The following is a 26,037-nucleotide window of genomic DNA, read 5'->3' on the forward strand; positions in this document are numbered from 1 at the left end:
TGCCTGTTCACGCCTTCGTTCGGGGTCCGGGGTTGCTGCATCGAATCTATCGTGGACGCCGGAAGAAACTTTCCACCCATGTAACCTTGGCAGCCCGGCCGGAAACTATACAAGTATCCTGCAGTTCAGGGCTCTAATTACCAGGGGGAACAATCGTGCTTTCAGAGCGCGAATTGGCGTTCATCGCCATTCACAAAGACAGCTACCCATCCGTGTTCAAGTTCGTCTGCCGACGTGTTGAATCCGCGGACGTAGCTGAGGAAATCGCGGCCGACGTTTTCCGCGTCGTATGGCAGAAGTGGAGCGATGACTCACACCCGGACCTTCCGTACCTCCTGACGGTTGCAAGGAACCTTGTGGGAAATGCGTACAGGAGCCGCGACAGGCGCCTGGCGTTGCAGGAAAAGCTGCGGACGACGGCGGTCCAGCGCTTTGGTGGCGACTCCGAGAATGTTGCTGTCCAGGACGCAATGGAAGCACTGCGGGAAAAGGACCGCGACATTTTGCAGATGGCCTACTGGGACGACCTGGGGATTGCCGACATCGCGAAAGTGCTGCAGTGCAGCGAATCGGCGGCAAAAGTCCGCCTTCACCGGGCCCGCACTGCGTTCCGGAAACATCTGCCTGCAGGGGCCAACTCGACTACACAGAAGATGGGGGTCTGAAGACAATGGATCCGATCAAGAACCAGATATCAGCGATTGACCCGCTCACTATCGATCCCGTGGCGGAACCCAACGGCGAAGAAGCGCTGCACAAAATCCTTTCCGGCACCACCGTGTTCAGCGACAACAGCCCACTCGCGGCAGTGACGTCCCTGGAACAGCGCAGGCGCCGCAAAGCCCAGATTGCGGGCGGGCTATTGCTCGGCGCTGCTGCCGTGACTGCGGGGGTGCTGGTTGCCTCAAGCTTCGAGACAGTCAGTTCCAATCCCTTGCCCGCTGTGACACTCCAAAGCTCCACGCCCACGCCTACCGTAACCCCGACGCCCACGCCCACTGCGACACCTTCAGCGACGCCGTCAGCGACGCCCACGGTGGCCGCGCCGGTGACCACCCCGCCCGCACCCACCACACCGCCAGCAGTGGCCTCGGCGCCAGTGGTGCCACCCGTGCAGGCACCCACCAGCCAGACCTATACCTTCCCGGATGGGCATTTGTCCTTCACCTATCCGGTCGGCTGGAGTATCCGGGCGGACCAAGGACCATTCGATCCTCCTGGGACTGCGGAAGCCTCGCGCATTGTGACTGTCTTTGATGCCGCTGGGGCTGAGGTAGCCCGTGTGTTCAATGGAAACTACGCGGATGGGACTGCTGGTTTGGTGGACCGAACCATTCTGGACCGGGCTGTAGTGCCGGGCGTTCGCGACAACTCGGGTGAGCTGGTGGAGTTCGGTTTCTCCTCTAACCAGTCACAGTACATTCCCTACGAAGGGCCCCCCTACGAGGGAATGCCCTCACCCCGAACGGGACCTGCCGATGGACCTCCGACGTACATCATGGATGTACGGGTGTCCTCCGAGCTCAAGGCCGGAGTAAGTTCCTCCGGGACCAACCAGGTCCGCGTACCAAACGGCATCATGAGTGCTTACGCGGTGTTCGATCCCGCCAAGCAGCCAGCCTTCGCAACCCCGGAGGCGGCCAAGGCCTGGATGAATACGGCGCAGTATGCCCAGCTGAAGGCGATGTTCCTGAGCCTGAGCTACAAGTAGCCCATCTGAATAGCAGTTGAGGCCGTTTTGAGCGTTCAAAACGGCCTCAACTGCTACTTACGTGGGTTAGCGGACAGGTGGGTTAGCGGACAGTCACCAGGTGGCTGGCGGGGTCGTACCGGAGGGTGACCGGGCCGCCGTCGTGCTTCAACGCGATGTTGCTGCCGTTGGGGGCTCCGGCCAGGCCGTAGTTCTCAGCCCAGGAGCCGTTGATGGCGGCCTTGAACTCGTAGCTGCCGGCGGCCAGGTTGGGCACGGAGAGCTTCCAGAGTCCGTCAGCGGCGTCCAAGGACAACTGGGCCTGGGCGCAATCGGGCATCCAATCGCCAGCGCAACCGAGCTCGGAGTTCAGGCTTCCCGGCACGGAAACGGCTGCAGGCTGCTGGCCCGCGGTGACTGCGCTGATGAGATTGGTGGCGTGGTCGTACAGGAACGTGACGGCGCCGCCTGTGTGCGTGAACGCCACGTTGGGGCCGTCGAGCTCACCGCCTGCGCCGTAGTTTTCGTCCCAGGTGCCGTTGAGCGCAGCCTTGAACTCGTACGTTCCCGCGGGAAGGTTGGGCACGCTCAGCTGCCACAGCCGATGCGTCGGCTCGTAGCTCATGAGTCCCTGTTCGCAACTGGGCTGCCAGTCCTCGGTACAGCCCAACTCGGTGTTGAGGCTGCCGGCCACGGTGACGGTTTCGGGCTGGGTGGGCTCACCCACCACTCCGCTCTTCGGCTCACTCGCCGACGTCTGCCCGCGGTTGTCCAACACCACCGCGCGGTACTCCACCGAGGCCCCCGGCTCCAGGGACGACACGTCATGGAACACCTGATAGGGGGCGTTGTCATCCGTGCCGATCGCCGTCCACTCGCCACCAGCCGTGCGCGCTTGGAACGTGACCTCATAGAACGAGTTACCGTCGACGTCGGCCGTTACCTTCAGGCGGCTGGCGTCACCAGCTGCGGTGACCGGCTTCTTAAGCACGACGCCGGGCGCCGCCTTGGACTTGGCCAGTCGCCCCGCTGCTTCATACACCACAGTGGAAAGCGGCGGTACGGTGACGGTCAGTGTGGCGTCCTGTCCGGTTTTGGCGTTCTTGGCGGCGTCACCATAAACCAGTTTGAACGGCTGTTTCGCTTCATATGTGGGGATCGCCGCGGTCTGGGCTGTCTCGCTGTTGTTCACTGCCACGATGTACTCGCGCTGCTCTTTGGCATCAATGCGTGAGAACGCGTAGATGCCGGCGCCGTCGGCTGCGTAGCGGTTTTGCTGGGCACCGCTTCGGAGCGTGGGGTGTTCAGCTGCGAGGGCCGCGAGTTCACTGATTTTCTTGTACAGCGGGTGCTGGGTGTCGAAGTTGTCAGTGGCGTGCGTGGAGCTGGTCCCCAGGAGATCATCATCCAGATACTCCTGGACCTTGCTGGCGAACATGGTCTGCCGCGAGTCCTGGTCTCCGCCGGCCCCGGTGAAGCCTTGCTCGTCGCCGTAGTAGATCACGGGGTTGCCGCGCGAGAAGTACATCAGCTCATGGGCGAGCTCGTCGCGTTCCACCAGTTCGGCGTCGGACGCGCCCGGGTTGTCTTGGGCGATGAAGGTGCCGATGCGGCCCATGTCGTGGTTACCCAGGAAGGTGGGCAGTTGGTAGACGTTGGAGTCGGCGTCCGTGTACCAGTCATCCCCGTTGAAGAAGTCCGCCAAGCCGGTGGCTTTGCTGCTCTGGGACGCGAAGCTGCGGGCTGCGCCTTGGAACCCGAAATCCAGCACGGCCTGCATCTGGTTCCTGGTGGTGAATTTGGATGTGATGCTCTTGGAGGTATCGAAGACCTCGCCGAACATGAAGAACTCGTCCTTGCCCTGTTCCTTGGCGTAGCTGAGAACCTGGGGTCCGAACTGCTGCCAGAACTCGTCATTGACGTGCTTCATGGTGTCGATGCGGAATCCGTCGATCCCGAAGTCGCGGATCCAGGTTTTGTAGACGTCCATCATTCCGTTGACCACTTTGGGGTTCTCGGTGAAGAGGTCGTCCAGGCCGAAGAAGTCGCCATAAAGGGAGTCCTCGCCGGCAAAGTTGGTGTTGCCGCGGTTGTGATAGAGCGTGGGGTCGTTCAGCCAGGCCGGAACCTTGACCTCTTTCTCCGCGTCCGGGACCACAGGTGTGTACGGGAAGGACGTTGCGGCATCCAGGGCCGGGAAGTCTTGCGTTCCCGCGTAGTCGCGGTCATCGAAGACCTCGCCCGCAGCGGTTCGGTAGGGCTCGGTTTCTTTGGAGATGTAGGGCGCCGAGGCGGTTTCCTGGTACTGGATGACGTCCGCGGTGTGGTTGGTGATGATGTCGAAGTACACCTTCATGCCACGGGCGTGGGCGGCGTCAATGAGCGTCTTCAGCTCGGCATTGGTGCCAAGGTGGGGGTCGATCTGCGTGAAGTCCGTGACCCAGTACCCGTGGTAACCGGCTGAACTGTTTGCCAGGGTGCCGTCGCCTTGGACCGCCTTGTTCTTGAAGCTTGGTGTGAGCCAGAGGGAGTTGGTGCCCAGCCCCTGGATGTAGTCCAACTGGTCTTGGAGACCCTTCAAGTCCCCGCCGTTGAAGAACCCCTTACGGCTGGGATCGAAGCCGGACACCATCGGATCGGAACCCAGCCCGCCGTCGTCGTTGGCGGCTGTACCGTTGTTGAAGCGGTCGGCCATGACGAAGTAGAAGTTCTGATCGCTGATACCGCCGCGGATGGAGTGCTGGGCGGCGGGATCGGGCGTGGGGACGGGAGCGGCGCCTGCGGGGAGGACGGCCGAGGCGGTGAGTACCGCCGTCGTCATGAGGACGGCGGCGATCCGGTTCAGTGGTGGGCGCTGGGGGCAGTCGTTGGATCTATAGCTGCGAGATAGCAAGTGATGAAACCTTCCGCTAAGCGACAGTGCTGTGGCATATAGGTGTTGTGGGACAAGTCACAACTGTAAGCGCTTCCGTATGCTTAATCCACGAGTTTCGGGTATTTCGAATTGTGAAGGATCTCGCCAGAACTCTCTTTCTGGAAGCGTTTGCATACGCTCTACCCGAAATTGTGCGGGATTTTCACTGTGCCTTTGCATGGCCACATTCCAAAACGCTATGCATCCGTCCATAACCAAGCCCGTGTGACTTGCATAGGGTTGAAGAGATCTGCTTCACAAAACACCCCCGATCTATCCCCAAGGATGAGTTTCAACGATGAAGAGCATCGCCCTCCTGCGCGAACGAGCCACCCGCGTCATGCCTACCGGTTCCCACTGCCCGGCGTCGGGTCTCTGGAGCCCGGACTCCGATCCGGATGCCGTCCAGGTTTTCGCGGAAGGCCACATCCTCCCGGCCCACCAGGGTGTACCCACCGTCTGGCGGCGCCGCACCGCCGCTGAAGCGTCGGCATGACCAGCACCATCCTGAACAGGCCCGCCGACTACCGCCACGTGCCGGCGGCCGAGTGGACTGAGCTCGCCGCGGGCGATCCCGTATGGATCTACGACGTCGCGTGGGGCGCCGGGACCGGCCGCGTGGACGATGTTTCCAAGCACCAGGAACTGCTCTGGGTCATCCTCGAACCGACCGGCCGCAGGCTCATCTGTGGAACGGACGACGTCGAGGTCTGGACAGCCTGAAAAGACCCGCCGAGATGGCACAACATGACAATGTCTGAGCGGATGATTGTCATCAAGTGCCATCTCGGCGTCAGTTAACCGGCGGGGACCAGAACGCTGGGAGAGCCCGTCTCCACACGGCTCACGGGACCGTCCGGCAGTCCGGTTGCCGGGTCCAGCCTGAAGCTCACGACGTCGTCCGAGCCTTCGTTGGCGACGTACAGCCAGCCTTCGCGGACCAAGTGGTGGCGCGGCCACTCACCGCCGCACGGTACCTCCCCGACGGGCTCCAGTTCAGCCCCGCCGTTGGATACCTTCACCACGCAAATGGAGTTGGACCCGCGAACGCCCACATACGCGAAACGGCCGTCGGGAGACAACGCGATCTCCGCTCCGGCGTCGCCTTCTTTGGCACCCGTGGCGCTCGCCGTAACTATGGTTGCCAGCCTGTAAGTACCGTCCGGTTCCATCTGAAGTGCTGCCACTTCCACTGAATATTCGGTGTCCACCACAACGGTTCCGCTGTGATGGCGGGCCATGTGCCGTGGCCCGGAACCCTTGGGCAGGATCACCTGATGATCCAACTGCAGGCCTTCGCCCGGCGCGTACCGCCACACCCTCGCCAGGTCATGTCCCAGGTCCGTGGTCATCACACGGCCATCCGGCAGCATCAGGCTTGAGTGCGCGCGGCTGGGTCGCTCCCCGTCCGGAGTCGTTGCAGAGTGGGGATCGACGGCGGCTGCCGCGTTGGTGCGCGAGGTGATGGCGCCGTCGTCGTCCAGTTCGTAAAGGATGACCTGACCGTCGCCCCAGCACGTTGCCACAATGAAACGTCCCTGTGGATCAGCCGCCACGTGGCACGTTGCTTCACCGGCGGGCCAAGGATCGCCGAAGGCCTCCAACTCAGCGTCGCCGGTCCGGCGATACGCCCGCACGGTCTTACCTTCCTCGGCGACGGCGTAGACCACCGGGAGCGCCGGATGCAGTGCGAGGAATGATGGTGAGTTGGCGGGGACCGCCAGGCCAAGGGACGTCAGCTGGCCATTGTCATCAGCCGAAAGTGCGGCGATGCCCTCGCCCTTGCCATTCCTGTCGGCAGTGTACGAACCAACCCAGATCAGTGTTTCCTGGCTAACCATGGTCAGTGGCCCTGAACGTCGGAGTCCACGCCGGCGTCCGGACCGGCGTCGAGGGTTTGAAGCCTGGTGAGGTCATCGGGGTCCAGTTCGAAGTCGAAGATGTCCAGGTTCTCCCTCATGCGCTGCGGATTGGAGGTCTTGGGGATGGCCACCAAGCCCTGCTGGACATGCCAGCGCAGCACCACCTGGCCGGGTGTTTTACCGTACTTTTCGCCGATGCCGGCCAGCACGGGAGCATTCAGAAGATCGCTGCTGGCACCCAGCGGGCTGTAGGACTCGGTGATGATGCCATGTGACTGGTTGAAAGCCCGTGCAGCCGTACGGGGAATGGAGGGGCTGACCTGGATCTGATTGACCGCGGGCACCACATCCGTTTCGCGCAACAGCTGATCCAGGTGGGCCGGCTTGAAGTTGGAGACACCGATTGATCTCACTTTGCCCGAGCTCTGCAGCTCCTCAAAGGTCTTCCAGGTGGACACGAACTCACCGCGGCGGGGGAGCGGCCAGTGGATCAAAAGGAGGTCTACATACTCCAGGCCCAAGCGTTCCAAGCAGCCGTCCAGCCCGGCAATGGCCTTTCCGGAACCCTGGAATTCACCATCTAATTTTGTGGTGATGAAGAGTTCTTCGCGACTCACCCCACAGGCGCGGATGCCGTTGCCCACGCCCTTCTCATTGCCGTACTTCTTTGCAGTGTCCACGTGCCGGTAGCCGTGCGACACCGCCTCCACCACGGCATCGGCAACCTGGGCATCATTCAACGGCCACGTGCCAAGGCCCAGTTGGGGGATCTTGTGGCCGTCGTTGAGTTCAATGAGCGGGGCAGATGTCATGCGCGCACATTCCTTTCGTAAAGCCGATCGCATAGCTCCATATAGTCCTCGTGAACCACCTGCAGCTCAGGATGCTGATCATGCCATGACACGATCTCTCGCGCACCGTCCGCGAACGGAATCGTGGCCCGGTAATCAGGGACAAGGGCTTTGATTTTGGAGTTGTCGAACACCACGGAGTGCGAGCGGTCACCCAACAGGTTGGGGCCGAGCTCGGGACTGTGGGCTGCAATCGTGTCCGAAGAAACGTGGAACAGCTCCGGTTCGTCCACCCCGGCTGCCCGAGCAAACAGGCGGTAAATCTGGTTCCACGGCAGGAACTCGTCCGAGGTAATGGTGTAGCTCTCACCCACAGCCTGCGGCCTGCCCAGCAGAGCAACAAAGGCTTTGGCAAAGTCCCGGCTGTGAGTCAGCGTCCACAACGACGTACCGTCACCGTGCACCATGATCGGCATCCCGGCACGCATCCGGTGGATGTCCGTCCACCCGCCCACCATCGCAATCTTGGTCCGATCATAGGTGTGGGAAGGCCGGACCACGGTCACCGGGAAGTCCAGTTCACGGTAAGCCTCGAACAAAAGCTCCTCGCAGGCGATTTTGTCCCGCGAGTACTGCCAGAACGGGTTCTTCAACGGGGTCGATTCCCGGATCGGCAGTGTTGTGGGCGGCTTCTGGTACGCCGAAGCTGAACTGATGAAGACGTACTGACCTGTCCGTCCGCGGAACATTTCCACGCCGGCCCGCGCCTGGTCCGGGGTGTAGGAGATAAAGTCCGCAACGGCGTCGAACTCTCTTCCTTGAAGTACCTCCCGCACGGCTGCGGCGTCGCGGATGTCCGCATGGAGGACCTCGGTGCCATCCGGGACAGGCCGCCCGGCTGACCGTCCCCTGGTGAGGATGGTCAGCCGGTGGCCCAGTGCGACGGCGCGTTCAGCCGCCGCCGCACTGATGACTCCCGTGCCGCCGATGAACAGGATGTTCCGTGGTGAGACGGTGTCTGCCGCAGGCTGCAGGCTGCTTGCGGGATCGCTCACCAGGCGTAATCTTCGGGGGCGGGGCGGTGGCCCGGGAAGATGTCATCCAGCCGCTTGAGGGCATCCTCGTTCAAGGTCACGTCCAAGGCGCGGATGGCCGCATCCAGCTGCTCCTGGGTACGCGGCCCAACGATCGGAGCAGTCACTGCAGGCTGGTGGAGCAACCAGGCAAGCGCCACGTCGCCGGGCTTGTGGCCCAGTTCGTCCGCGAAATCCTCGTACTGGCGGATTTGCTCCTCGTGCTTCTTGAGGGTCTCCAATGCCCGGCCCTCAGCGCGGCGAACACCCTGCTCTTCCTTTTTCAGCACGCCACCCAACAGCCCGCCCTGAAGCGGAGACCAGGGAATCAGGCCCAGGCCATAGTTCTGCGCAGCCGGAATGACCTCGAGCTCAACTTCACGCCGGAACAGGTTGTAAATGGACTGCTCACTGACCAGCCCTGTGTAGTTCCGCCTGCGCGCCGCTTCCTGCGCCTGGGCGATGTGCCAGCCGGCAAAGTTGCTGCTGCCAGAGTAGAGGATCTTGCCCTGCTGGACGCCCACCTCGATTGCCTGCCAAATCTCGTCCCACGGAGTATCGCGATCAATGTGGTGGAACTGGTAGATGTCGATGTAGTCCGTCTGCAGCCGCTTAAGGCTCGCATCCAGTGCCCGGCGGATATTGAGTGCCGACAACTTGGACTCGTTGGGCCGGTCCGTCATGGTGCCGTACAACTTGGTGGCTAGGACCGTACGCTCGCGGCGCTCGCCGCCCTTGGCGAACCAGCGGCCGATGATTTCCTCTGTCCAGCCGCGGTGCTCGGTGCCGCCGTACACGTTGGCGGTGTCAAAGAAATTGATGCCGGATTCCAGTGCGGAATCCATGATGGCGTGTGCCGTTGCCTCGTCCGTCTGCGGACCGAAGTTCATGGTGCCCAGGCAAAGACGGGAAACTTTCAGGCCGGAACGGCCCAGGTGGGTGTACTGCATGTGGTTGAGTCCTTTGCTTTGTTCGTGGGGCTTTAGAGCTGGGTGAAAGCTGCGACGGCGGGATCGGAGCCGATGCGCGCGCCCGCCTCCAGTGCCGTAATAGCTGCCAGCTCCGATTCGGTGAGAGTGAGATCGGCTGCGCCGAAGTTCTCACGCATCCGCTTGGAGTCCGCGGACTTGGGAATCACGATGGTCCCCTGGGCGAGGTGCCAGGCCAGGATCACCTGTGCAGGAGTAGTGCCGTGGGCGGCGGCTACCAGCGCCACTTGCTCGGCGTTCAGGTCCTTGCCTTGGCCCAACGGGCTGTATGCCTCCACGGCGATGCCCAGGTCGCGGCACTTGGTGGCGAGTTCGGCCTGCTGGAACGTTGGGTGGACTTCGATCTGGTTGACGGCCGGGACCACCTCTGCCTCCTTGAGCAGTGCGTCCACGTGGTCGGGAAGGAAGTTGGAAATGCCGATGGCCCGGATCTGCTTGTCCTGATGCAGCTTCTCCATCTCCTTCCACGCCTGCGTGTAGAGGCCCTGCGAAGGGACAGGCCAGTGGATCAGGTACAGGTCAATAACCTCAAGGCCCAAGGCGTCGCGGCTGCGTTGGAAGGCGTCATAGGCCTCGCCCTGCTCGCCGTTGCGGAGCTTGGTGGTGATGAAAAGTTCCTCCCGGCGAATGCCGGAGGCGGCAACAGCAGCACCTACTCCGGCCTCGTTGCGGTACGCGGCTGCGGTGTCGATGTGGCGGTAGCCGGCTTCCAGGGCGTCTTCCACTACCTTCTGCGTTTCTCCTGCAGGTACTTGGAAGACGCCGAATCCAAGCTGGGGAATGGTGACGCCGTTGTTCAATGTCAGCTCTGGCATGACGGTCTCCTTCGACGGAACGATTACGGTGGTGACACTCCAGAAAGCGTTTTCGGAGGCTCTGTACCGAGCCTATTCACTTTTGGGGTCAGAGTCAGCAACCCAGCATGATCCTGTTTTTCCTAGGTCTGGTAGTCCTACCCACAACGGTGGCCTTTCACACGCCTCGAACGGCAGAATGGGCAGATGGGTCAAAGCGCCGAGTTCGGTAAATTCCTCAAAATCATGCGTGCCCGCCTCTCGCCCGAGGACGCCGGAGCGCAGGAGAACAGTGGTGCCCGCAGGGTACCCGGACTCCGCCGCGAAGAGGTTGCCCGGCTTTCCGGAGTGAGCACCGACTACTACACACGTCTGGAGCAGGGCCGCAACATCCACCCGTCCAAGGCCGTCCTCGACTCTGTGGCCCGCGCACTACGCCTGGACGCGGGGGAACAGGCACACATGATGGACCTGCTGGAGCACTGCGCAAGTTCCGCAGGCAGCCCAGGCCCGGTTCAAAAGGTGAGGCCAGCACTCCGGCAGTTGCTGGACGCCGTGGGTGATGTTCCGGCCATGGTGTTGGGGCGGCGCGCGGATGTGCTGGCCGGAAACCGGATGGCCCACCTGCTCTTCACCGATTTCGCATCGCTTCCCGCCCCGGAGCGCAACCTGACGCGCTGGATCATCCTGGATCCCCAGGCGGGGCAGCTGTTCAGGGACTGGAAAACCGTGGCCGCTGAAGCTGTGGGTGCCCTGCGCATGGATGTGGGCCGGCACCCCAACGATCCCCAAACCAATCAACTGGTGGGAGAGCTCGCCGTGCACAGCGAGCATTTCCGGCAATGGTGGGCCGGGCACAGGGTGGCCTCCAGATCCGCAGGCACTGTGCGGTTGCACCACCCGATCGTCGGCGACCTCGAACTGAACTTTGAGACGCTGAGTCTCCCGGACGACCCCGACCAGATGCTGAGGATCTATTCCGCGAAGGCCGGCTCGCCGTCGTCGGACGCTTTAACGCTGCTCAGCTTGGGTGACGTAGGCACCGAGCCCGTCAACGCACCCGAGCCCGCACGCCGAGACGGCAGTTAATGACAATCCGGGACTGTCATTAACTGCCGTCTCTCGTGGAGAAGGTGATCAGCGCCTAGGCTGTTCAGCGCTCCAGGCGGAAACCGAGCTTGATGGTGACCTGCCAGTCGGCCACCGCGCCGTCCTCAAGGTGGCCGCGGATTTCCTTGACCTCAAACCAGTCCAGGTTCCGCAGGGTCTGGGAGGCTGTTGCGATGCCATTCTTGATCGCGTCGTCAACGCCTTCGGTGGAAGTTCCTACAATTTCGGAAACGCTATAGGTGTGGCCAGCCATGGTGCTCCTCATCAACGTCATACGAATCTTTGGAAATTTCAGGCCCGCCAGGCAGGCCGTTCATGCAGACTAGCCCACGGATCACCGTGCGGCCAGAGGTGGTGCAGGCTTAGCTTTCGCGCCAGTCGTTGCTGGTGATGTGCGAGCCTGCCTGCGGTCCCATCTGCAGCATTCCGCCGTCCACCGGCCATGATGCGCCGTTGACGTAGCTGGAATCCGGGGATGCCAGGAAGGCGATGACGGCGGCGATTTCCCGGGCATCTCCGGGGCGTCCCAGCGGCACTCCGGGCCGTTCCTTCTGCTTGGGGTCCTCGTCTTCCTGGCCCGTCATGGGGGTCGCAATTTCACCCGGCGCCACGTTGTTGGCCGTGATGCCGTGCTCAGCGAGTTCCAGGGCCATGGTCTTGATGAGGCCGCCCAAGCCATGCTTGGAAGCGTCGTATGCCGACGCTCCAACGCGCGGCTGGAACTCGTGAACGCTGGTGACGGCGATGATGCGCCCACCGCGGCCGGCTTTCACCATGCGCTTGGCCGCTGTCTGCATCGCCACGAAAGCGCCGTTGAGGTTGGTATCCAACGTGGACATCCACGTGTCGTAGTCCAGCTCAAGGAACTTGGTGCCATCGCCGGTTCCGGAGTTGTTGACGAAGACGTCCACGCCGCCAAGTTCCTCAGCCAGATTGTCAATTGCTGCGGCCGTTCCACGGGCATCCCTGGTGTCCAGTTGGTGCACCACTGCTTTCTGGCCCAGACCGCGGACCTCCTCCGCAGTTTCCTCAGCGCCCTGTTGGTCCGAGTGCCAAGTGATCCCCACATCCATGCCCGCCTTGGCCAACGCCACCGCGGTGGCCTTTCCTATGCCGGAATCCGATCCTGTGACGATTGCGGTCTGCGGGGAAAATGGTTCGTCGCTCATGGCGTTGCCTTTCGGTCGGGTAGTCGTTCCGATGATTTATCCCTACCCCGTGATTCCAGCCGTAAACACTCCCGGCGCAAAAGGGTCATCCCGGTGCAGGGTGATCGAGTGTAGATTTCTTGCAGCAGCACCCAGCAAATCCCCACAACCAGGAGTACTCATGTCAGAAGTTATTGTGGTCGGCGTTGACAGCAGCGAGACGGCCAAGCGCGCAGCAGTGGCAGCAGCGAAGCTCGCCACGGCACTCGGCGCCGAGCTGCATGTGATCAGCGGCTTCTCCGATGACCGCATCGAAGAATTCGGCAGCGGCAGCGACCGCATCACCGTTTCCTCGGCCGACTCCGCGGAATACGTTGCCCGCAAGGTCTCCGAAGAGCTGGACGTCCCTGCCGGCAACATCAAGTACTTCGCAGCCCGCGGCACTCCGGCCAACGCCCTGATCAACTACGCCGAGACCAACAACGCCTCGCTGATCGTGGTGGGCAACAAGCGCATGAAGGGCCTCGGCCGCGTCCTGGGCAGCATCGCCAACAGCGTGGCGCACGGCGCTCCCTGCGACGTGTACATCGTGAACACCGACGTCGAGGCGTAGCCACCCATGTAGGAAGCAGCAGTGCGCGTTTTCAGAGCTCAAAACGCGCACTGCTGCTACTCAGTTGGACGTGCCGTTCAGCACCACCACGTTGGAACGGCTCACTCCGCTGCCCCTGACCAGCAGGACATGCCCGGGCTGAGGGGTGTCGGACGTGACGGTGAGGTCCCGCAGGGTGGAACCGTCCGCAGCCACCAGCAAGGTAACGCCTTCGCTGTTGCTCAGGACCACATCCTCCGCATTTCCCGTTGCCCCGGCCAGGGTGATGTTCCGGCGGTCACCCCAGATAACCGAGGGCTCGTGGTAAATTCCCGGTTGCAGGAGCACCGTGACAGCTCGAGGGTTATTCGCAGGGATTGCGCCAACGGCCGCCCGGATGCTGGCAAAATCGCCCGTTCCGTCCAACGCCACGGTGATGACGTCCCGAAGCGCCGGCTCGGTCCCGCCCAACGGTCCTCCGAAGGCACGTACCCGCGCCGGAACGGCCTTGGTGGGCGTCAGGTCATAGGAGTAGGGGACGTCGAACGCCATGCCCCGTTCCTGGCCGGTGTTCCCGGTGCACTCCTCGAATACGTTATGACGGGCCACCAGCGCACCGCCTGGCCCCTGGTGGTGAAGCGGGTCCCGGACATCCCGGAAGTAGTTTCCTTCCACCAGCAGCAAGGCAGCGTTCCGCCCGAGCATGCCGTAGCTGGAGATGTTCTCCAGATAGTTGTTGTAGACATGCGCGGCTGCCGTATTGTCCAGGCTGGCGTTGCGCTGGTGCGTGTTCCGGATCCAGTTGTGATGCAGCGTCACCCGGGTGACCACGTTCTGCGTCCAGCCCTCTCCGAGTGCCTTGTTGTGGTCTGAAAAGACGTTCCAGGACAGCGTGACGTTGTCGCAGTCCTTGCGGATATCCACCAGGCCGTCGCCCAGCCGGGTGAAATGCATATGGTCCACCCAGACGTGTGTGCTGGTGTCCACCTGGATCCCGTCCCTGTCATTGTCAGGCCGTTTCCCCACAAAGTCCCCGGGGATGTAGGAGTCCCGGACCGTAAAGTTTCTGAACACGACGTTGGCGACATTGACCAGTTTGAAACCCGCATTGACTACTGCGGCCCCTGCGCCTGCGCCGAGGAAGGACTTGTTGGAAGTCACTGTCAGTTTCTCGTACTCCGCGAACACCAGTTCGCCGTGCAGGATCACCACCAGCGGCTCGGCACTTTTCGCGAAAGCCCGGAGTTGTTCCGAGGTTCTGGCGTGGACCAGCGTGCCGCCCGCACCACCAGTAGTGCCGTCGCGGCCGTGGGTTGCGGCGCCGGCGAAACCCTCGGGTGCCGACGTCCAGGAACCTCCGCTCCCGCGGTTCACCGGCAACCTGGCTTCGCCCCAACCGTGGGGATCGACGCCGGATGGGGCACCATCAGTGGCCGGCGCCGCCACTGCTGGGCTGAAGAGGCCGGTGGAGGCCAGAGTGCCAGCTGCGAGTCCAGCGGTTAGGAGGGTCCGGCGTCGAATGTTCGGTTTCTGTGCGTCCGCCATCTCAAGCGCCTGCCGCCGGGGTCCAGTCACCGAGGAACCTGTCCTTCGTGAATTTCAGGGCCTCTTCCGGAGTGAGTTGGGGGTGGAACTCGTTGATGTATGCACCCGGCCCGGTGTTGTTGAACTCAGCAAAGCGCCCCTCGGTCCAAGCATGCCCACTCATGTCTGACCAGCCCTGCTTAGCGATGTGACTGCCCAGGTTCGAGTCCCGGATGACGGCCATGGGGTGCGCGTTGGGGTCGCTGCTGGCAAACCAAGGGCGTCCCAAGCTGACGGTCCCGGGTGCGGCGTCCGAAGTGAGGGTGCTGTCCACGATCAGGAAGCCGTAAGGGTTGGAGTCCTTGGTGCTGGGTGCCACGATGTAACCGTTGTTCGTGTCGCTGCCGCGGTCCAGCGAATGGATGGTGCAGCCTTCAAACACTGCGGTGCCCCGGCCGTAAAGGAAGTCCACGTCACCTTCTATGTAGCAGTTTTTCAGGTAGGTGCGGGCAGTGGCGTCACGGCCGGTGGTGTCAGCGAGGTAGGTATCCTGGTTGCCGAGGAACCTGGTGTTGTCGAAGGTGACCTTGTCTGCCACCGTCCGCACCGCGAGGGCCTGGCTACCGCCGTGAACGGCCTCGTCATAAGCGTTTTCCACTGTGAGGTTCCGGACCGTGGTGTGTTCGGCCAGGACGTTGAGGGTGGCACTTCCGGCCGCACCCCAGGTTCCGCCGAAGAACTTTGCTCCGTTTGCAGGGGTGTCGTAGGAAATGACGACGTCGGCCGGGTTGGCTGTTGCTCCTTGCAGCGTCACGTTGGGCCGGTCGGCCCAGACATTCACCGCTTCCCGGTAGAAGCCGGGCTCGATGGTGATGGTCCGGGGTTGTGTGTTGCCCACAGGAATCGAACCGATGGCCGCCTGTACGCTGCCGAAATCGCCGGTGCCGTCCAGCGCGACCGTGACCTCCGTCGTCGTGCTGGGTGCTTTATTTTCGCGGGGTCCGGCACTGCCGGTGACCAGTTCGGGAACCCTGGAGGAGTCGTCCTTGGCGTATGAATAGAACTGCGTGGGGTCGAACGCGATGCCCACGTTATCCTTGCGGCCGCGGGTGGAATCAAAAACGTTGTCACGGTTGACGATTTCCGTGGCAGGGTCCTTGGCCACCACGGGATCGGCAACCGAGGTGAAGTAGTTGCCCTCCAGGACCACCTTGGCGGCGTTGCGGCCCATCATTCCGTACTGGCCAATGTCCTGCAGGTAGTTGTTGTAAACGTGCGCAGCCGCTGTATTGTCCAGGCTGAAGTTCCGCTGGACAGTGTTGCGGATCCAGTTGTGATGGATGGTCATTTTGGTGACCGCGTTGCTGGTCCAGCCAACGCCCAGGGCCTTGTTGTTGTCCGCGAACACGTTCCACGAGTAGGTCAGGTAGTCCGAGTCTTTGCGGGTATCGATCATGCCGTCGCCCATGCGCTCGAACTTCATGTGGTCCACCCAGACATGGTGTGAGGTGTCGAGTTGGATCCCGTCACGATCGTTGTCCGGGCGTTTGCCGTCCCAGTCGCCGGGAATGTAGGAATCGCGCACTGTGAAGTTCCTGAAGATCACGTTGGACACGTTGATGAGCTTGAAGCCGGCATTGACCAGCTCCACGCCCGCGCCCGTACCGATGAAGCTCTTGTTCGATGCGACCGGAATCTTGACGTAATCCTGGGCCATGATGCTGCCCTTGAGGAAGATCACCAGCGGCTCCTCGGCAGCGGCATAGGCTGTGAGTTCCTCCAGCGAGGACACGCTCACGTGCCTCCCCGCCTGGCCTCCGGTGGTGCCGTCCAGGCCGTTGCCGGGAAGGGACGCGAAACCGTCCGGACGTTGCTTCCACAGGGCCGCCGGTGCCGCCGGTGATTCTGTGCCGCTGTGGATGGGCTCCGCCCTGGCAGGCACAGCGGTAAAGCTTCCAAGAATGACGACGGCGGTGGCCGCGCCGAGCAGGCGTCGCAGGCGCATGCAAAACTCCTTTGTCTTGTCTTGTTGGTGTTGCTCTGGGGGAGGGGCCTACTTAAGGCCGGTGGTGGCAATTCCGTTGATGAGGTATTTCTGCCCTGCAATGAAGAAACCGATGATGGGGGCGATGGACACCACTGACATGGCGAACATGGGGCCCCACATGCTTTGTCCTTCCGAGTCCATGAAGGCGCGAAGGGCCAAGGGAACGGTGTAGAGGTCCTGGTTCTGGATGTAGAGCAGCGGACCAAAGAACTCGTTCCATGTGGAGATGAACGTGAAAATAGCCGTGGTGGCCATCGCCGGCACGCAGAGGGGCAGAATGACGCGGATGAAAGTTCGGAACGGGCCGCAGCCGTCAATCTGGGCGGCATCGTCCAATTCCTTGGGAAGAGACTTCATGAACTGCACCATGAGGAAGATAAAGAAGGCATTGGTGGCCATGAAGTTGGGGACGATCAGCGGCAGGTAGGTGTCCAGCCAGCCGAGCTGGGAGAAGATGATGTACTGCGGAACCAGAAGAACGTGGCCTGGCAGCATGAGTGTTCCCAGCATGAGGGCGAAGAACAGCTTCCGCCCGGTGAACTCCATCCGCGCGAAGGCGTAAGCGGCCAGTGCGCAGGAGAAGATGTTGCCGACGATGGAGAAAATCACCACGATCATGGAGTTGATCAGGTAAACATGGAACGGCTGGTCCAGCGCGGTCCAGCCCTGGGCGTAGTTGGAGAAGTCCCAGTTTTCGGGCCAGAGACCCAGCTGCCTAAAAATATCGTTGCTGGGCTTCATCGAGCTGGAGATCAGCCACATCAACGGATAGAGCATCACCAGCCCCACCAGGCAGAGAATCAAATGCCGTGAGAAGCGGGAAACCGGGGTTCCCGTCAGGGCGTCTTCGGGTTGATCCTGCTTGGCCAGCTTGCGCTTGAGAGGTAAATCAAGGAGTGCCATGGGGTTGCCTTAATTGTCGTAGAAGACCCAGAACTTGGATGCGATGAAATTGATGGCCGTGAAAATCGCGATGATCATCAACAGCAGCCAGGCCATGGCCGAGGCATACCCCATCTCGAACTCGGTGAAGCCCTTCTGGTACAGGTAAAGGTTGTAAAACAGCGTGGAATCCGCTGGGCCTCCGGTACCCCCGCTCATCACATAGCCCTGGGTGAACGTCTGAAACGAGCCGATGAGCTGCATGATGAGGTTGAAGAAAATAATGGGGCTGATGAGGGGCAGCGTTATGCTGCGGAACTGCCGCCACTTGGACGCCCCGTCAATCGATGCAGCTTCGTAGTACATCCCGGGGACTTGCCGCAGGCCCGCAAGGAAGATCACCATGGGGGAGCCGAACGTCCAGACGTTCAGCACAATCAGGGTGCTGAGGGAGAACTGGGGGTCAGTGACCCATGCAGGGCCCTGGATTCCGAGGATGCCCAGGAACCCGTTGACGATTCCGTCGTTGCCGAAGATGTAACGCCACAGCATCACGATTGCCACGCTGCCACCCAGCAGGGAGGGCAGGTAGTAAACAGAGCGGTAGATCGACAGGCCCTGAAGTCCCCGGTTCAGCACCAGTGCAACCAGCAGGGCAACAGCCAGGGAGACAGGCACCGATACGAAGGTGTAAATGAAGGTGACCTTCAGCGACTGAATGAGCCGTGGATCCTCGAACATGGCCTGGAAGTTGGCCAGCCCCACAAAGTTGGGCTCAGTGAAGAGGTTGTAGTCCGTAAAGGCCAGGTACAGCGAGGCAAAGAACGGAATGACGGTGAACAACATCCCCAGGAACCACGGGAGAAGGAAAAGATATCCGGAGCGCTGCTTCCTGCGCCGGGACGGGCGGATGCGCGGTGTGCCGCCTGCCGCGGCTGATGCCGGAGCTCCGGGCGGCTGCTTGGTCAAAACTGTCATTGCGCCAAGACCCCCTTGGAAGTAGCTGCAGGCTTACTTGTTGATTGCTGCATTGCTTTTCTCCATGAAGGTCTTGGCCGCATCCGCGGGGCTGATCCGGCCGAACTCCACTTCAGTGGTGAGCTGCTTGAGGGTATCGGCTACAACACTGGCCCCTTTCGGATAGACGTAGGCGGGCGGCAAGTCTTCTTCCTGGATGGCGGCCATCAGGTCTACGAACGTCTTGTCATCCGCGCTCAGCTTGGGGGCGATGGAATCGGCCACCTCCGGGTTGATGGGGACACCGCGCTGGGTGAGGACCTCGGCGGCACCTTCAGCGTCGTTCGTCAGGAAGTCCACCAGTTTGGCTGCTTCCTTGGGGTGCTTGGACTTGGCCGCGATTGACCACAGCATGGTGGGGTCGGCGGAGTAGCCACGGCGCTCGCCGCTGGTTTCTCCCGGAATGCGCAGCAGGACAACTTCACCCTCAACGGCCTCGTTGTAACCGCGGAAGTTGTTGATGGGGATGATCTGGGAGGCGACTGTGCCCTTTGCCAGATAGGACTGCGCGGGGGATCCCCCGATTTGCTCGAAGAAGCCAGCTGGTGGGTATCCGCCTGACTTCCGGAGGTCCACGCTGTACTGGAACCAGTCCTCTATGGTCTTTTCGCTGACGCCGAGCTTGTTGTCTTTCGTATAGAAATCTTCGCCTCGTTGGCGAGCCAGAATGATGGGCCCGGTTTCCGTGGCGACGTCGTAACCGGCGCCGTAGACCTTGCCTCCGGTTTTCTGGGTGACTTCGGTGGCGAACTTGGCGTAATCCTCCCAGCTCCAGGTTTTGTCGTCCGGGATGGTGACGCCGGCCTGGTCCGTGATGGTCTTGTTGACCACCATGCCGATGGTGGTTACTCCGGTGGCGAGACCGTAGAGCTTGCCGTCAACCTCGCCGCGACTCAGCGTGGTTTCCGGAACCTTGTCCAGGTTCAGCTCGGGGAAGGACTTGAGGTCGGCGAGGGTGCCGCGCTGGGCGTACTCCAAGAGGCTGCGGTTGGCCATCGCCAGGACGTCAGGCGGGTTGCCGCCTGCGAATCGGGTGGCCAGTTTGTCTGCGTAAGGGGCACTGTCCTGGTATTCGGTTTTAACGGTGATTCCCGGGTTCTTCTTTTCGAAGATCCGCAGTGCAGCTTCCGTCATCTTGGCCCGGTTGGCATCGCCCCAGAAGACGAAGTTCAGTTCCACGTTGCCGCCGCTTCCGGAGGAGGTTGCGCCACCTCCTCCGCAGGCGCTCAGGGCCAACCCGGCCGCGACCACCGCGGCGCCCAGGACCAGCCTGCGCGGGATAGGAGTGATTGCTGTCTTCTTCATTGAATGACGCCTTTCTGGTGCCCGATCTTCGGGCGTGGATACAAACTCGCTGAATATTTGGACGGAAACTTTCCGGTGTACGGGCGTGGGCAGCATTGCTTAGACCATCACAGCGACCCAAGAGTGAGGTGAAAATTACTGAGTAAACGATTTCTAGCAACGAATGGCTGCGACTGTCAACACATCACAACTCAAAACCGGAAAATAGTTCAAAGAAACTTTCATAAGTAGTTGCCGAACTCTTTCTGGTCTGTTTATGCTGATTCCCACGCAGCGGAACCCATCACAAGGAGGTCGAATGGGAAGCTTCCAACTCAACGGCGCAACCGTGCTGGAGATGAACACCGGCGGCGATCTGGCAACCGTGCTGTCTCCCAGGCCGTACCTCCACCCTGTACGGACTCTGGCCGGAGTGGCGGTGACGGAAGCTGGTCCAGTTGATCACCCGCACCACCTCGGTCTGTCGCTCTCTTTCTCGGACCTGAACGGAACCAACTTCTGGGGTGGATCCACATTCACCGAAAATGGCCCGGCAATCCTTCCCAACCACGGACGTCAAGTGCTCGCGGAATGGCTGTCCCTGGAGGGGCTGGGGAAGGGGACGGTGGTGTGGCTGGACAAGAGCGGAGACCCGTTGGCTGTGGAGGGGCGGAGCTACCGATACCAAGAGCACCCTGCCGCAAACACGTGGAGCCTTGCGTTCGAATCCCTGCTTCAGCCTGCCGGTGACGTGGAGCAGTTGTCCGTGTCGTCGTCTGCCGTTAAAGGGCGTAGCGGCGCTGGCTACGGCGGCATATTCTGGCGCTTCCCGTCGGGTGATGTCCCGGCCAAAGTGCTGTGTTCAGGAGGAACAGGGACGGGCATAGCCCATGGATCACTTTCCCCTTGGCTCGCGATGGAAACCCGGCATGAGGGCAAAAACGTCAGTGTCATCCTCGCTCAAGACACCTCCGCGTTGCGCCCTTGGTTTGTGCGCACTGACGGCTATGTAGGCGCGGGTCCGGCCGTCGCGTGGGACCACCCGGCAACAGTGGACCGGGGCAATCCGCTCAAGCTCAGTCTCCACGCAGTGGTCCACGACGGCTCCCTAACCAGCCCCCAGCATGTCGAGGAACTCCTTCTCCACCACTTCAGCAGCTCACCCGACAGGACACCATGACAACCCGACACCGCACCCCCGTCTACAACAACCCCATCCTCAACGGTGACTGGCCGGATCCTGACGCGGTACAGGTTGACGGCACCTATTACCTCGTCGCCTCCAGCTTCAACAGGGTTCCCGGCCTGCCGGTATTGCGGTCGCGGAACCTGGTGGACTGGGAGCACGCCGGGCATGCGCTCCGGGAGCTGCCACAATCCAGCCACTATTCGCTGGTGCGGCACGGAAGCGGCGTGTGGGCTCCGGCGCTGCGTTACCACGACGGCAAATTCTGGATCTTCTACCCGGACCCGGACCACGGCATCTTTGTACTCAGCGCGGAGAAGGCGGAAGGTCCGTGGAGTGCACCTCACCTTCTCTACGCCGGTCGCGGCCTCATTGACCCCTGCCCGCTGTGGGACGAAGACGGCACGGCGTACCTGGTCCACGGCTGGGCCAAGAGCCGGATCGGAGTCAAGAACCGGCTCACTGTGCACCGGATGAGCCCGGACGCCTCCCGGCTCCTGGACCATGGAACCCACGTCATCAACGGCGAAGACCTGCCGGGCTTCTCAACCCTGGAGGGGCCCAAGTTCTATCAGCGCGACGGCTGGTACTGGATTTTCGCGCCGGCGGGAGGCGTTGCTACAGGATGGCAGTCGGTTTTCCGCTCGCGGTCGCCGTTCGGACCTTACGAGGAACGGCGCGTCCTGGAGCAGGGCGATTCGCCCGTGAATGGCCCGCATCAAGGCGCCTGGGTCACTACTCCTGAGGGCGAAGACTGGTTCCTGCACTTCCAGGACCGGGGGCCGTACGGACGCGTGGTTCACCTCCAGCCCATGGGCTGGGGTGAAGACGGCTGGCCGTGGATGGGCAAAACAGCGGACGACGGCGGACCGGGAACCCCGGTTTCGAGCCACCCCTACCCGCGCGGTACTTCGCCCGAAAACTGTGCACCACCCGCCGGTGACAACTTCACGTCCCCCGGCCTGGGCCCGCAGTGGCACTGGCAGGCCAACCCCCGGGACGAATGGCTGTCCACCTGTGGAGGAGGACATCTGGTACTCCGTCCGCAAGCCAACGATCCCATCAATCTCCGCGAGCTCCCTAACGTCTTGGGCCAGATCCTCCCCGGCGAACCGTCCACATTCACCACCACCCTGGAACTGGACGATGTGGCTCCAGGTACCCGGGCCGGCGTCGTGGTTCTGGGTCAGCGGTACGCCTGGCTGGGGATCGTACGCACCCCGGACGGCTACGTCCTGGGTAGCGGAACCGGCAGCGAAGGTCCGCACGAGCAGCCGATAGGGCGCGCCGTGGCCCTTCCGGGGCCGCGTATTGAGCTGCAGATCCGCATAGATGAAACTCCGCAGGCCACGTTTGCCTGGCGGGTGGGTCCCACGGATCCGTGGCAGATTCCCATCTGGGATTTCGATGTTGTTGAGGGCCGCTGGATCGGCGCTGAGCTGGGGATTTTCGCGGCGTCGCCCTTGGGCTCGCGTCAACGCGGGAGTGTTATCGTTGGTCCCGTGCGGGTGGACACTGCGCCGGTCCGCCGGGCGGCCGCCCAGCGCGTTGCCGCCCCCGTATCCCCATGAGTTCAAGGACCGCCCCATTGACCGCCACTCCGCGCCCCAAGATCGCAGACGTGGCTGCCGCCGCCGGCGTCTCCGTCCCCACTGTTTCCAAGGTGTTGAACGGCCGCTCCCACGTCTCCGAGGCAACGCGCGCCCGTGTTCAGCAGGCCTTGGAGGACCTTGATTACACCAAGCGGCAGTCGCCCACCGAACCCGGATTGCTGCAATTGGTGGTGAACAACTTTGATTCTCCATGGGTCCTGGAAACCATGGAGGGAGTGGAAGCTGCTGCTGCGCGGCTCGGCTACACCGTGGCCTACACGCGGGCCGTAAATGCTACTGCCGGGAACTGGCAGAAATTGCGTGAGCCCTCCGGCAACCGGCTCGACGGCGTGATGCTGTTGGCTCCACGGCAGGGATCACCACTGGTAGAGCTGGCGCGTACGCTGAACATCCCCGCTGTTGCCATAGACCCTGAAGGTTCCCAAGGCCTGCAGATTCCCAGCGTCAGCCCGGCCTCGTTCTCCGGAGCGCTGCGGGCGGTGTCCCATCTTCTGGAACTTGGGCATGAGCGCATCGGCATCATTACCGGCCGCGTCCACAGCCCGGGTCATGGGCGTGCCCGCTACGCAGCCTACGCGGCCGCCCTTCATGAAGCCGGGCTGCCGGTACTTCCCGAGTTCGTGCGCGACGGCGATTTCAGTATCGAGTCCGGGCTTCGGCTTGGCGGAGAACTTCTGGACCTGCCGGAGCGACCCACGGCAATTTTCACGGGAAGCGACCTGCAGGCCTTGGGCGTCATGAACGCGGCGGCCCAGCGATCGCTGAAAATCCCTGGCGACCTCAGCGTTGTGGGCTTTGACGACATCGCCCAGTCAGCACTCACGTCACCGCCCCTCACTACTGTCAGGCAACCCCTCGCCCAGCTCGCGTCGATGGCCGTGGGCATGCTCACGGAGCAGATCGAACAGGGAAGTAGTTCCTCGGCTGCCTTGGAAGTCGCCACGGAGCTGGTGGTGCGGGGAAGCACCGCCCCACCCATGTAGGTAGCAGCGGAGCGCGTTTTGAGCCCTCAAAACGCGCACTGCTGCTTCTCAGTTGGATGAGGCGGGGCTTAGTGGCCCTGGAAGGCCTCGGCCAGCCACCACGATCCGCCGTCGGATGCTATCTTTGCGTCGATCACCAGGGGCCGGTCCTGGGTCCCGGCTTCGTAGACGGCAATCCACGGGCGAATCGCTTCCAGATCCGCCACGGTCCGCACCGTCACGCCTTCCGCCCCGAATCCACGGGCAATCGAGGCGATGTCCGTATCCGGGAACACCACGCTGGCGAGCTCGGCCTCTGTGTGCCCCGAAGCGAAGTGGTGGACCTCGGCTCCATAGGCGGCGTCGTTGTAGACGATGCACACCAGCGGCAGCTTCAGTCGCGTGGCGGTCTCCAGCTCGCTGATTCCCATGAGGAATCCGCCATCACCCGCGCCGAGAACGGGCAGGCGGTGCGGTTGGGCGAGGGCAGCGCCGATCGCCGAATACAGGCCCAGCCCGATTGCCTGGAATGCTTGGGTGAAGCAGAATCCGAACTCGTCCGGCACGGCAAGGTATTGGCTGGGGTAGCCCATGAAGTTGCCCGAATCCACTGCCACGATCCTCTCGGCAGGGAGCAGGGTGTCGAGTTCGCGGGTGAGGACGCGGGGATCGATGGACGTCGCAGTGGAAACATCCGCAGTGGAAACGTCCCGCCACCGCGAGCCCTGCTTGATGGCCAGTGCGTTAGCCTCGGTGCGGTACTTTTCCGCAGGTTCGGGCTGAACCGAGCGCAATGCCACCAACGCATCCCCAGCCGTCAGCGCCGAATCGCCCAAGACGCCCAGCGAGATGGGCCGGTTGGCGCCGAGCGCGGCATCTTCGACGTCGATCTGCACTACTTTGGTGCCAGCGGAAATCAGCCGTCCGTGCCGCATGGTCCACATGTTCAGCGCACAGCCCCACCCCACGATCAGGTCCGCGCCGCTGATGAACTCCGCCGTGGCAGGCGAGGAAAACCCGCCGGAAATGCCCAGGTTGTGGGGATCGCCGTTGAACAGTCCGCTCGCCACGGCCGAGGTCGCCACCAGCGCTCCGGCATGGCGCGCCAGCTCCAGGATCTGGTCCCTGGCACCGCGCCCGCCCCGCCCGGCAACGAACACCGGGCGTTCCGCTGCGGCGATCAGGGCCACCAACTGCTCAACGGCGGCAGCGTCCGGGCGCACCTTCAAGGGTTCAGGCGCGACGACGGCACTCACCTCGTCCGCGGCGCTGGCATTTTGCACGTCCAACGGCAGACTGAGGACCACGGTGCGGCGTTCATTCACTGCCGTCCGAAAAGCCCGCATGGTGTCTGCGACAGCTGTGGCGGGGGAGTGGATGCGCTCGGCCACGGCTCCTACGCTGCGGGCCAGGGCGTCCTGGTCGATCTTGAAGTTGGAGCGGATGGCAGCGGCCTGGGTGTCGGCGGTCAGCACGATCATCGGCGTCCGACTCTTGGCTGCCTCCCCGATCCCGGTGATGGCGTTGCTCAGTCCGCAGCCCTGATGGGTAGTGACCACACCCACCTTGCCGGACATCCGGGAATAGGCGTCGGCCATGGTGGCGGCACCGCCCTCGTGGCGGGCCGCCGTGAACGGAATGCCTTCCGCCATGAGCGTGCCGGTGACATCGAAGTTACCGGAGCCCACCACGCCGAAAACATGTCCGACGCCGAGCTTCGCCAGCGTCCTGCCCACCAGGGTGGAGACCCTTACTTCCGCGCTCATGCTCGCTCCACCGTGCCCTTTTCCACCAGTGCGTACACACGGCTGGGGCTACCCGTGCCGCCCACGATCGGCAACGGAGCAACCACCAACGTGGCACCGGTGACAGGAAGTCGATCCACATTCCGCAGCGAGGTGACGCCATACTTGTCAGCGCCGAGCAGGAACGAATGAACCGGGAACATCGGATCCAGGCCACCTGCCTGGCCGGCGTCGATGCCCACGGTTTCCACGCCAAAACCACTGATCGAGGCGTTACCGGCAAGCCACTTGGCACCCGCGGCGGAGACTCCGGGAGTGTGGGGTCCGGCGTCGTCCGCGTTGACGAAAGCCGCAGCGTCAGCGCCTCGAGCCGCCCAGCCCGTCCGGAAGATGACCCAACAGTTCTCCGGGAACGCGCCGTGCTCTTGCTGCCACTGTTCAAAGTGCTCCGGTTCCAGAAGGAAGTCCGGATCCGCGGCAGCTTCAGCGGTCTTGTCGATCACCACCAGCGGCCCCACCAAGCGGTGTGGTTCAATCTGGTCCACGGATTTGCCGTCCTTGCCCGTGATCCAGTGGACCGGTGCATCCAGGTGCGTGCCCGCGTGTTCGCCCACTGTGACGTCGTTCCACGCCCAAGCCGGGCCGGCGTCGTCGAAATTACTCACCGGTGAAACCGACAAGCCCACGGTGTTCGCGAACGGCTGCGGCAGGTTCAGGATGGGGGTCTCGGAACTGAGCGGCGTGGTGAGATCGATGATTTCCACGGAACCACTCGAGAGGGCTGCAGTGAGCCCGGCCAGAACAGACATTGTTC

At 62.5% G+C, this 26,037-nt stretch carries 24 protein-coding genes; 9 read left to right on the forward strand and 15 right to left on the reverse strand.

What is annotated here, in order from left to right; genetic code table 11:
- Positions 1-155 precede the first annotated feature (155 nt).
- Together ACZ5J0_RS01095 and ACZ5J0_RS01100 are read left to right on the forward strand one after the other, a co-directional pair.
- Positions 156-665 carry an RNA polymerase sigma factor gene (locus ACZ5J0_RS01095; RefSeq protein WP_142937099.1) on the forward strand — a complete coding sequence of 170 codons (510 nt, stop codon included), beginning with the start codon at positions 156-158 and terminating at the stop codon, positions 663-665.
- Between the two features lie 5 nt (positions 666-670).
- Positions 671-1,711, forward strand: coding sequence for a hypothetical protein (locus ACZ5J0_RS01100; RefSeq protein WP_464093970.1), 1,041 nt, complete (start codon positions 671-673; stop codon positions 1,709-1,711).
- 82 nt (positions 1,712-1,793) lie between these two features.
- Here the strand turns inward: ACZ5J0_RS01100 and ACZ5J0_RS01105 are convergent, their stop codons facing one another.
- Entirely contained in the window at positions 1,794-4,583 is a 2,790-nt protein-coding gene (locus ACZ5J0_RS01105; protein WP_464093971.1) for an alpha-amylase family glycosyl hydrolase, read from the reverse strand.
- A gap of 319 nt (positions 4,584-4,902) precedes the next feature.
- Between ACZ5J0_RS01105 and ACZ5J0_RS01110 the strand changes: the two genes are divergently transcribed.
- Both ACZ5J0_RS01110 and ACZ5J0_RS01115 read left to right on the forward strand, forming a co-directional pair.
- Positions 4,903-5,100, forward strand: coding sequence for a hypothetical protein (locus tag ACZ5J0_RS01110; protein ID WP_142937096.1), 198 nt, complete (start codon positions 4,903-4,905; stop codon positions 5,098-5,100).
- Complete coding sequence (locus ACZ5J0_RS01115; RefSeq protein ID WP_142937095.1) at positions 5,097-5,327, forward strand: hypothetical protein; 231 nt, start codon at positions 5,097-5,099, stop codon at positions 5,325-5,327. Before ACZ5J0_RS01110 ends, ACZ5J0_RS01115 begins: the two co-directional genes overlap by 4 nt.
- A gap of 74 nt (positions 5,328-5,401) precedes the next feature.
- On the opposite strand, the gene ACZ5J0_RS01120 is transcribed toward ACZ5J0_RS01115, so the two are convergent.
- From ACZ5J0_RS01120 to ACZ5J0_RS01140, 5 genes are read right to left on the reverse strand one after another with little or no spacing between them, the layout of a single operon-like run.
- Entirely contained in the window at positions 5,402-6,445 is a 1,044-nt protein-coding gene (locus ACZ5J0_RS01120; RefSeq protein ID WP_464093972.1) for a lactonase family protein, read from the reverse strand.
- Between the two features lie 2 nt (positions 6,446-6,447).
- Entirely contained in the window at positions 6,448-7,278 is an 831-nt protein-coding gene (locus ACZ5J0_RS01125; protein WP_142937094.1) for an aldo/keto reductase, read from the reverse strand.
- Positions 7,275-8,312 carry an NAD-dependent epimerase/dehydratase family protein gene (locus ACZ5J0_RS01130; RefSeq protein WP_464093973.1) on the reverse strand — a complete coding sequence of 346 codons (1,038 nt, stop codon included), beginning with the start codon at positions 8,310-8,312 and terminating at the stop codon, positions 7,275-7,277. The genes ACZ5J0_RS01125 and ACZ5J0_RS01130 overlap by 4 nt, the downstream gene beginning before the upstream one ends.
- Positions 8,309-9,280: an aldo/keto reductase gene (locus ACZ5J0_RS01135; protein WP_464093974.1), complete on the reverse strand. Its 972-nt coding sequence runs from the start codon at positions 9,278-9,280 to the stop codon at positions 8,309-8,311. The genes ACZ5J0_RS01130 and ACZ5J0_RS01135 overlap by 4 nt, the downstream gene beginning before the upstream one ends.
- A 32-nt stretch (positions 9,281-9,312) precedes the next feature.
- On the reverse strand, positions 9,313-10,134 hold the full coding sequence (locus tag ACZ5J0_RS01140; protein ID WP_250820689.1) for an aldo/keto reductase: 822 nt from the start codon (positions 10,132-10,134) through the stop codon (positions 9,313-9,315).
- A gap of 186 nt (positions 10,135-10,320) precedes the next feature.
- Between ACZ5J0_RS01140 and ACZ5J0_RS01145 the strand changes: the two genes are divergently transcribed.
- Positions 10,321-11,202 carry a helix-turn-helix transcriptional regulator gene (locus ACZ5J0_RS01145; protein ID WP_250820688.1) on the forward strand — a complete coding sequence of 294 codons (882 nt, stop codon included), beginning with the start codon at positions 10,321-10,323 and terminating at the stop codon, positions 11,200-11,202.
- A gap of 64 nt (positions 11,203-11,266) precedes the next feature.
- On the opposite strand, the gene ACZ5J0_RS01150 is transcribed toward ACZ5J0_RS01145, so the two are convergent.
- Positions 11,267-11,476 (reverse strand): dodecin, encoded by a 210-nt coding sequence (locus ACZ5J0_RS01150; RefSeq protein ID WP_011773002.1) that lies wholly within the window; start codon positions 11,474-11,476, stop codon positions 11,267-11,269.
- Positions 11,477-11,585: 109 nt separating this feature from the next.
- Complete coding sequence (locus ACZ5J0_RS01155) at positions 11,586-12,392, reverse strand: SDR family oxidoreductase (protein ID WP_464093975.1); 807 nt, start codon at positions 12,390-12,392, stop codon at positions 11,586-11,588.
- A 160-nt stretch (positions 12,393-12,552) separates the two neighbouring features.
- Here ACZ5J0_RS01155 and ACZ5J0_RS01160 point away from each other — a divergent pair, with 160 nt between their 5' ends.
- Positions 12,553-12,984, forward strand: a complete 432-nt coding sequence (locus ACZ5J0_RS01160) for a universal stress protein (protein WP_017197055.1) — start codon at positions 12,553-12,555, stop codon at positions 12,982-12,984.
- A gap of 60 nt (positions 12,985-13,044) precedes the next feature.
- Here the strand turns inward: ACZ5J0_RS01160 and ACZ5J0_RS01165 are convergent, their stop codons facing one another.
- Genes ACZ5J0_RS01165 through ACZ5J0_RS01185 form a run of 5 tightly spaced genes read right to left on the reverse strand, consistent with a single transcriptional unit; the run spans position 13,045 to position 19,738 of the window.
- A complete protein-coding gene (locus tag ACZ5J0_RS01165) occupies positions 13,045-14,508 on the reverse strand; it encodes a pectate lyase family protein (RefSeq protein ID WP_464093976.1) in 1,464 nt (487 codons plus the stop codon).
- A 1-nt stretch (position 14,509) separates the two neighbouring features.
- Positions 14,510-16,492 (reverse strand): pectinesterase family protein, encoded by a 1,983-nt coding sequence (locus ACZ5J0_RS01170; protein ID WP_142937088.1) that lies wholly within the window; start codon positions 16,490-16,492, stop codon positions 14,510-14,512.
- A 48-nt stretch (positions 16,493-16,540) separates the two neighbouring features.
- Positions 16,541-17,437: a carbohydrate ABC transporter permease gene (locus tag ACZ5J0_RS01175; RefSeq protein WP_062070981.1), complete on the reverse strand. Its 897-nt coding sequence runs from the start codon at positions 17,435-17,437 to the stop codon at positions 16,541-16,543.
- A 9-nt stretch (positions 17,438-17,446) separates the two neighbouring features.
- A complete protein-coding gene (locus ACZ5J0_RS01180; protein WP_464093977.1) occupies positions 17,447-18,394 on the reverse strand; it encodes a carbohydrate ABC transporter permease in 948 nt (315 codons plus the stop codon).
- Positions 18,395-18,427: 33 nt separating this feature from the next.
- Positions 18,428-19,738, reverse strand: a complete 1,311-nt coding sequence (locus tag ACZ5J0_RS01185) for an ABC transporter substrate-binding protein (RefSeq protein ID WP_464093978.1) — start codon at positions 19,736-19,738, stop codon at positions 18,428-18,430.
- Between the two features lie 298 nt (positions 19,739-20,036).
- On the opposite strand from ACZ5J0_RS01185, the gene ACZ5J0_RS01190 reads away from it, so the two are divergent.
- From ACZ5J0_RS01190 to ACZ5J0_RS01200, 3 genes are read left to right on the forward strand one after another with little or no spacing between them, the layout of a single operon-like run.
- Positions 20,037-20,897, forward strand: a complete 861-nt coding sequence (locus ACZ5J0_RS01190; RefSeq protein ID WP_142937085.1) for a DUF6807 domain-containing protein — start codon at positions 20,037-20,039, stop codon at positions 20,895-20,897.
- Positions 20,894-22,474, forward strand: a complete 1,581-nt coding sequence (locus ACZ5J0_RS01195; RefSeq protein ID WP_142937084.1) for a glycoside hydrolase family 43 protein — start codon at positions 20,894-20,896, stop codon at positions 22,472-22,474. The genes ACZ5J0_RS01190 and ACZ5J0_RS01195 overlap by 4 nt, the downstream gene beginning before the upstream one ends.
- A 17-nt stretch (positions 22,475-22,491) precedes the next feature.
- On the forward strand, positions 22,492-23,499 hold the full coding sequence (locus ACZ5J0_RS01200; RefSeq protein WP_223941464.1) for a LacI family DNA-binding transcriptional regulator: 1,008 nt from the start codon (positions 22,492-22,494) through the stop codon (positions 23,497-23,499).
- A gap of 68 nt (positions 23,500-23,567) precedes the next feature.
- Here ACZ5J0_RS01200 and ACZ5J0_RS01205 read toward each other — a convergent pair whose 3' ends face one another.
- Entirely contained in the window at positions 23,568-25,244 is a 1,677-nt protein-coding gene (locus ACZ5J0_RS01205) for a thiamine pyrophosphate-binding protein (protein ID WP_166841035.1), read from the reverse strand.
- Entirely contained in the window at positions 25,241-26,032 is a 792-nt protein-coding gene (locus tag ACZ5J0_RS01210; protein WP_166841037.1) for a cyclase family protein, read from the reverse strand. Before ACZ5J0_RS01210 ends, ACZ5J0_RS01205 begins: the two co-directional genes overlap by 4 nt.
- Positions 26,033-26,037: the final 5 nt, after the last annotated feature.

Source organism: Arthrobacter sp. DualSoilB13, assembly GCF_055389195.1.

Coding starts and splice junctions, on each gene's coding strand:
- ACZ5J0_RS01100 (WP_464093970.1), top strand. CDS start 671: ATGGATCCGATCAAGAACCAGATATCAGCGATTGACCCGCTCACTATC.
- ACZ5J0_RS01110 (WP_142937096.1), top strand. CDS start 4,903: ATGAAGAGCATCGCCCTCCTGCGCGAACGAGCCACCCGCGTCATGCCT.
- ACZ5J0_RS01115 (WP_142937095.1), top strand. CDS start 5,097: ATGACCAGCACCATCCTGAACAGGCCCGCCGACTACCGCCACGTGCCG.
- ACZ5J0_RS01120 (WP_464093972.1), bottom strand. CDS start 6,445: ATGGTTAGCCAGGAAACACTGATCTGGGTTGGTTCGTACACTGCCGAC.
- ACZ5J0_RS01125 (WP_142937094.1), bottom strand. CDS start 7,278: ATGACATCTGCCCCGCTCATTGAACTCAACGACGGCCACAAGATCCCC.
- ACZ5J0_RS01135 (WP_464093974.1), bottom strand. CDS start 9,280: ATGCAGTACACCCACCTGGGCCGTTCCGGCCTGAAAGTTTCCCGTCTT.
- ACZ5J0_RS01140 (WP_250820689.1), bottom strand. CDS start 10,134: ATGCCAGAGCTGACATTGAACAACGGCGTCACCATTCCCCAGCTTGGA.
- ACZ5J0_RS01145 (WP_250820688.1), top strand. CDS start 10,321: ATGGGTCAAAGCGCCGAGTTCGGTAAATTCCTCAAAATCATGCGTGCC.
- ACZ5J0_RS01150 (WP_011773002.1), bottom strand. CDS start 11,476: ATGGCTGGCCACACCTATAGCGTTTCCGAAATTGTAGGAACTTCCACC.
- ACZ5J0_RS01155 (WP_464093975.1), bottom strand. CDS start 12,392: ATGAGCGACGAACCATTTTCCCCGCAGACCGCAATCGTCACAGGATCG.
- ACZ5J0_RS01160 (WP_017197055.1), top strand. CDS start 12,553: ATGTCAGAAGTTATTGTGGTCGGCGTTGACAGCAGCGAGACGGCCAAG.
- ACZ5J0_RS01165 (WP_464093976.1), bottom strand. CDS start 14,508: ATGGCGGACGCACAGAAACCGAACATTCGACGCCGGACCCTCCTAACC.
- ACZ5J0_RS01170 (WP_142937088.1), bottom strand. CDS start 16,492: ATGCGCCTGCGACGCCTGCTCGGCGCGGCCACCGCCGTCGTCATTCTT.
- ACZ5J0_RS01175 (WP_062070981.1), bottom strand. CDS start 17,437: ATGGCACTCCTTGATTTACCTCTCAAGCGCAAGCTGGCCAAGCAGGAT.
- ACZ5J0_RS01180 (WP_464093977.1), bottom strand. CDS start 18,394: ATGACAGTTTTGACCAAGCAGCCGCCCGGAGCTCCGGCATCAGCCGCG.
- ACZ5J0_RS01185 (WP_464093978.1), bottom strand. CDS start 19,738: ATGAAGAAGACAGCAATCACTCCTATCCCGCGCAGGCTGGTCCTGGGC.
- ACZ5J0_RS01190 (WP_142937085.1), top strand. CDS start 20,037: ATGGGAAGCTTCCAACTCAACGGCGCAACCGTGCTGGAGATGAACACC.
- ACZ5J0_RS01195 (WP_142937084.1), top strand. CDS start 20,894: ATGACAACCCGACACCGCACCCCCGTCTACAACAACCCCATCCTCAAC.
- ACZ5J0_RS01205 (WP_166841035.1), bottom strand. CDS start 25,244: ATGAGCGCGGAAGTAAGGGTCTCCACCCTGGTGGGCAGGACGCTGGCG.
- ACZ5J0_RS01210 (WP_166841037.1), bottom strand. CDS start 26,032: ATGTCTGTTCTGGCCGGGCTCACTGCAGCCCTCTCGAGTGGTTCCGTG.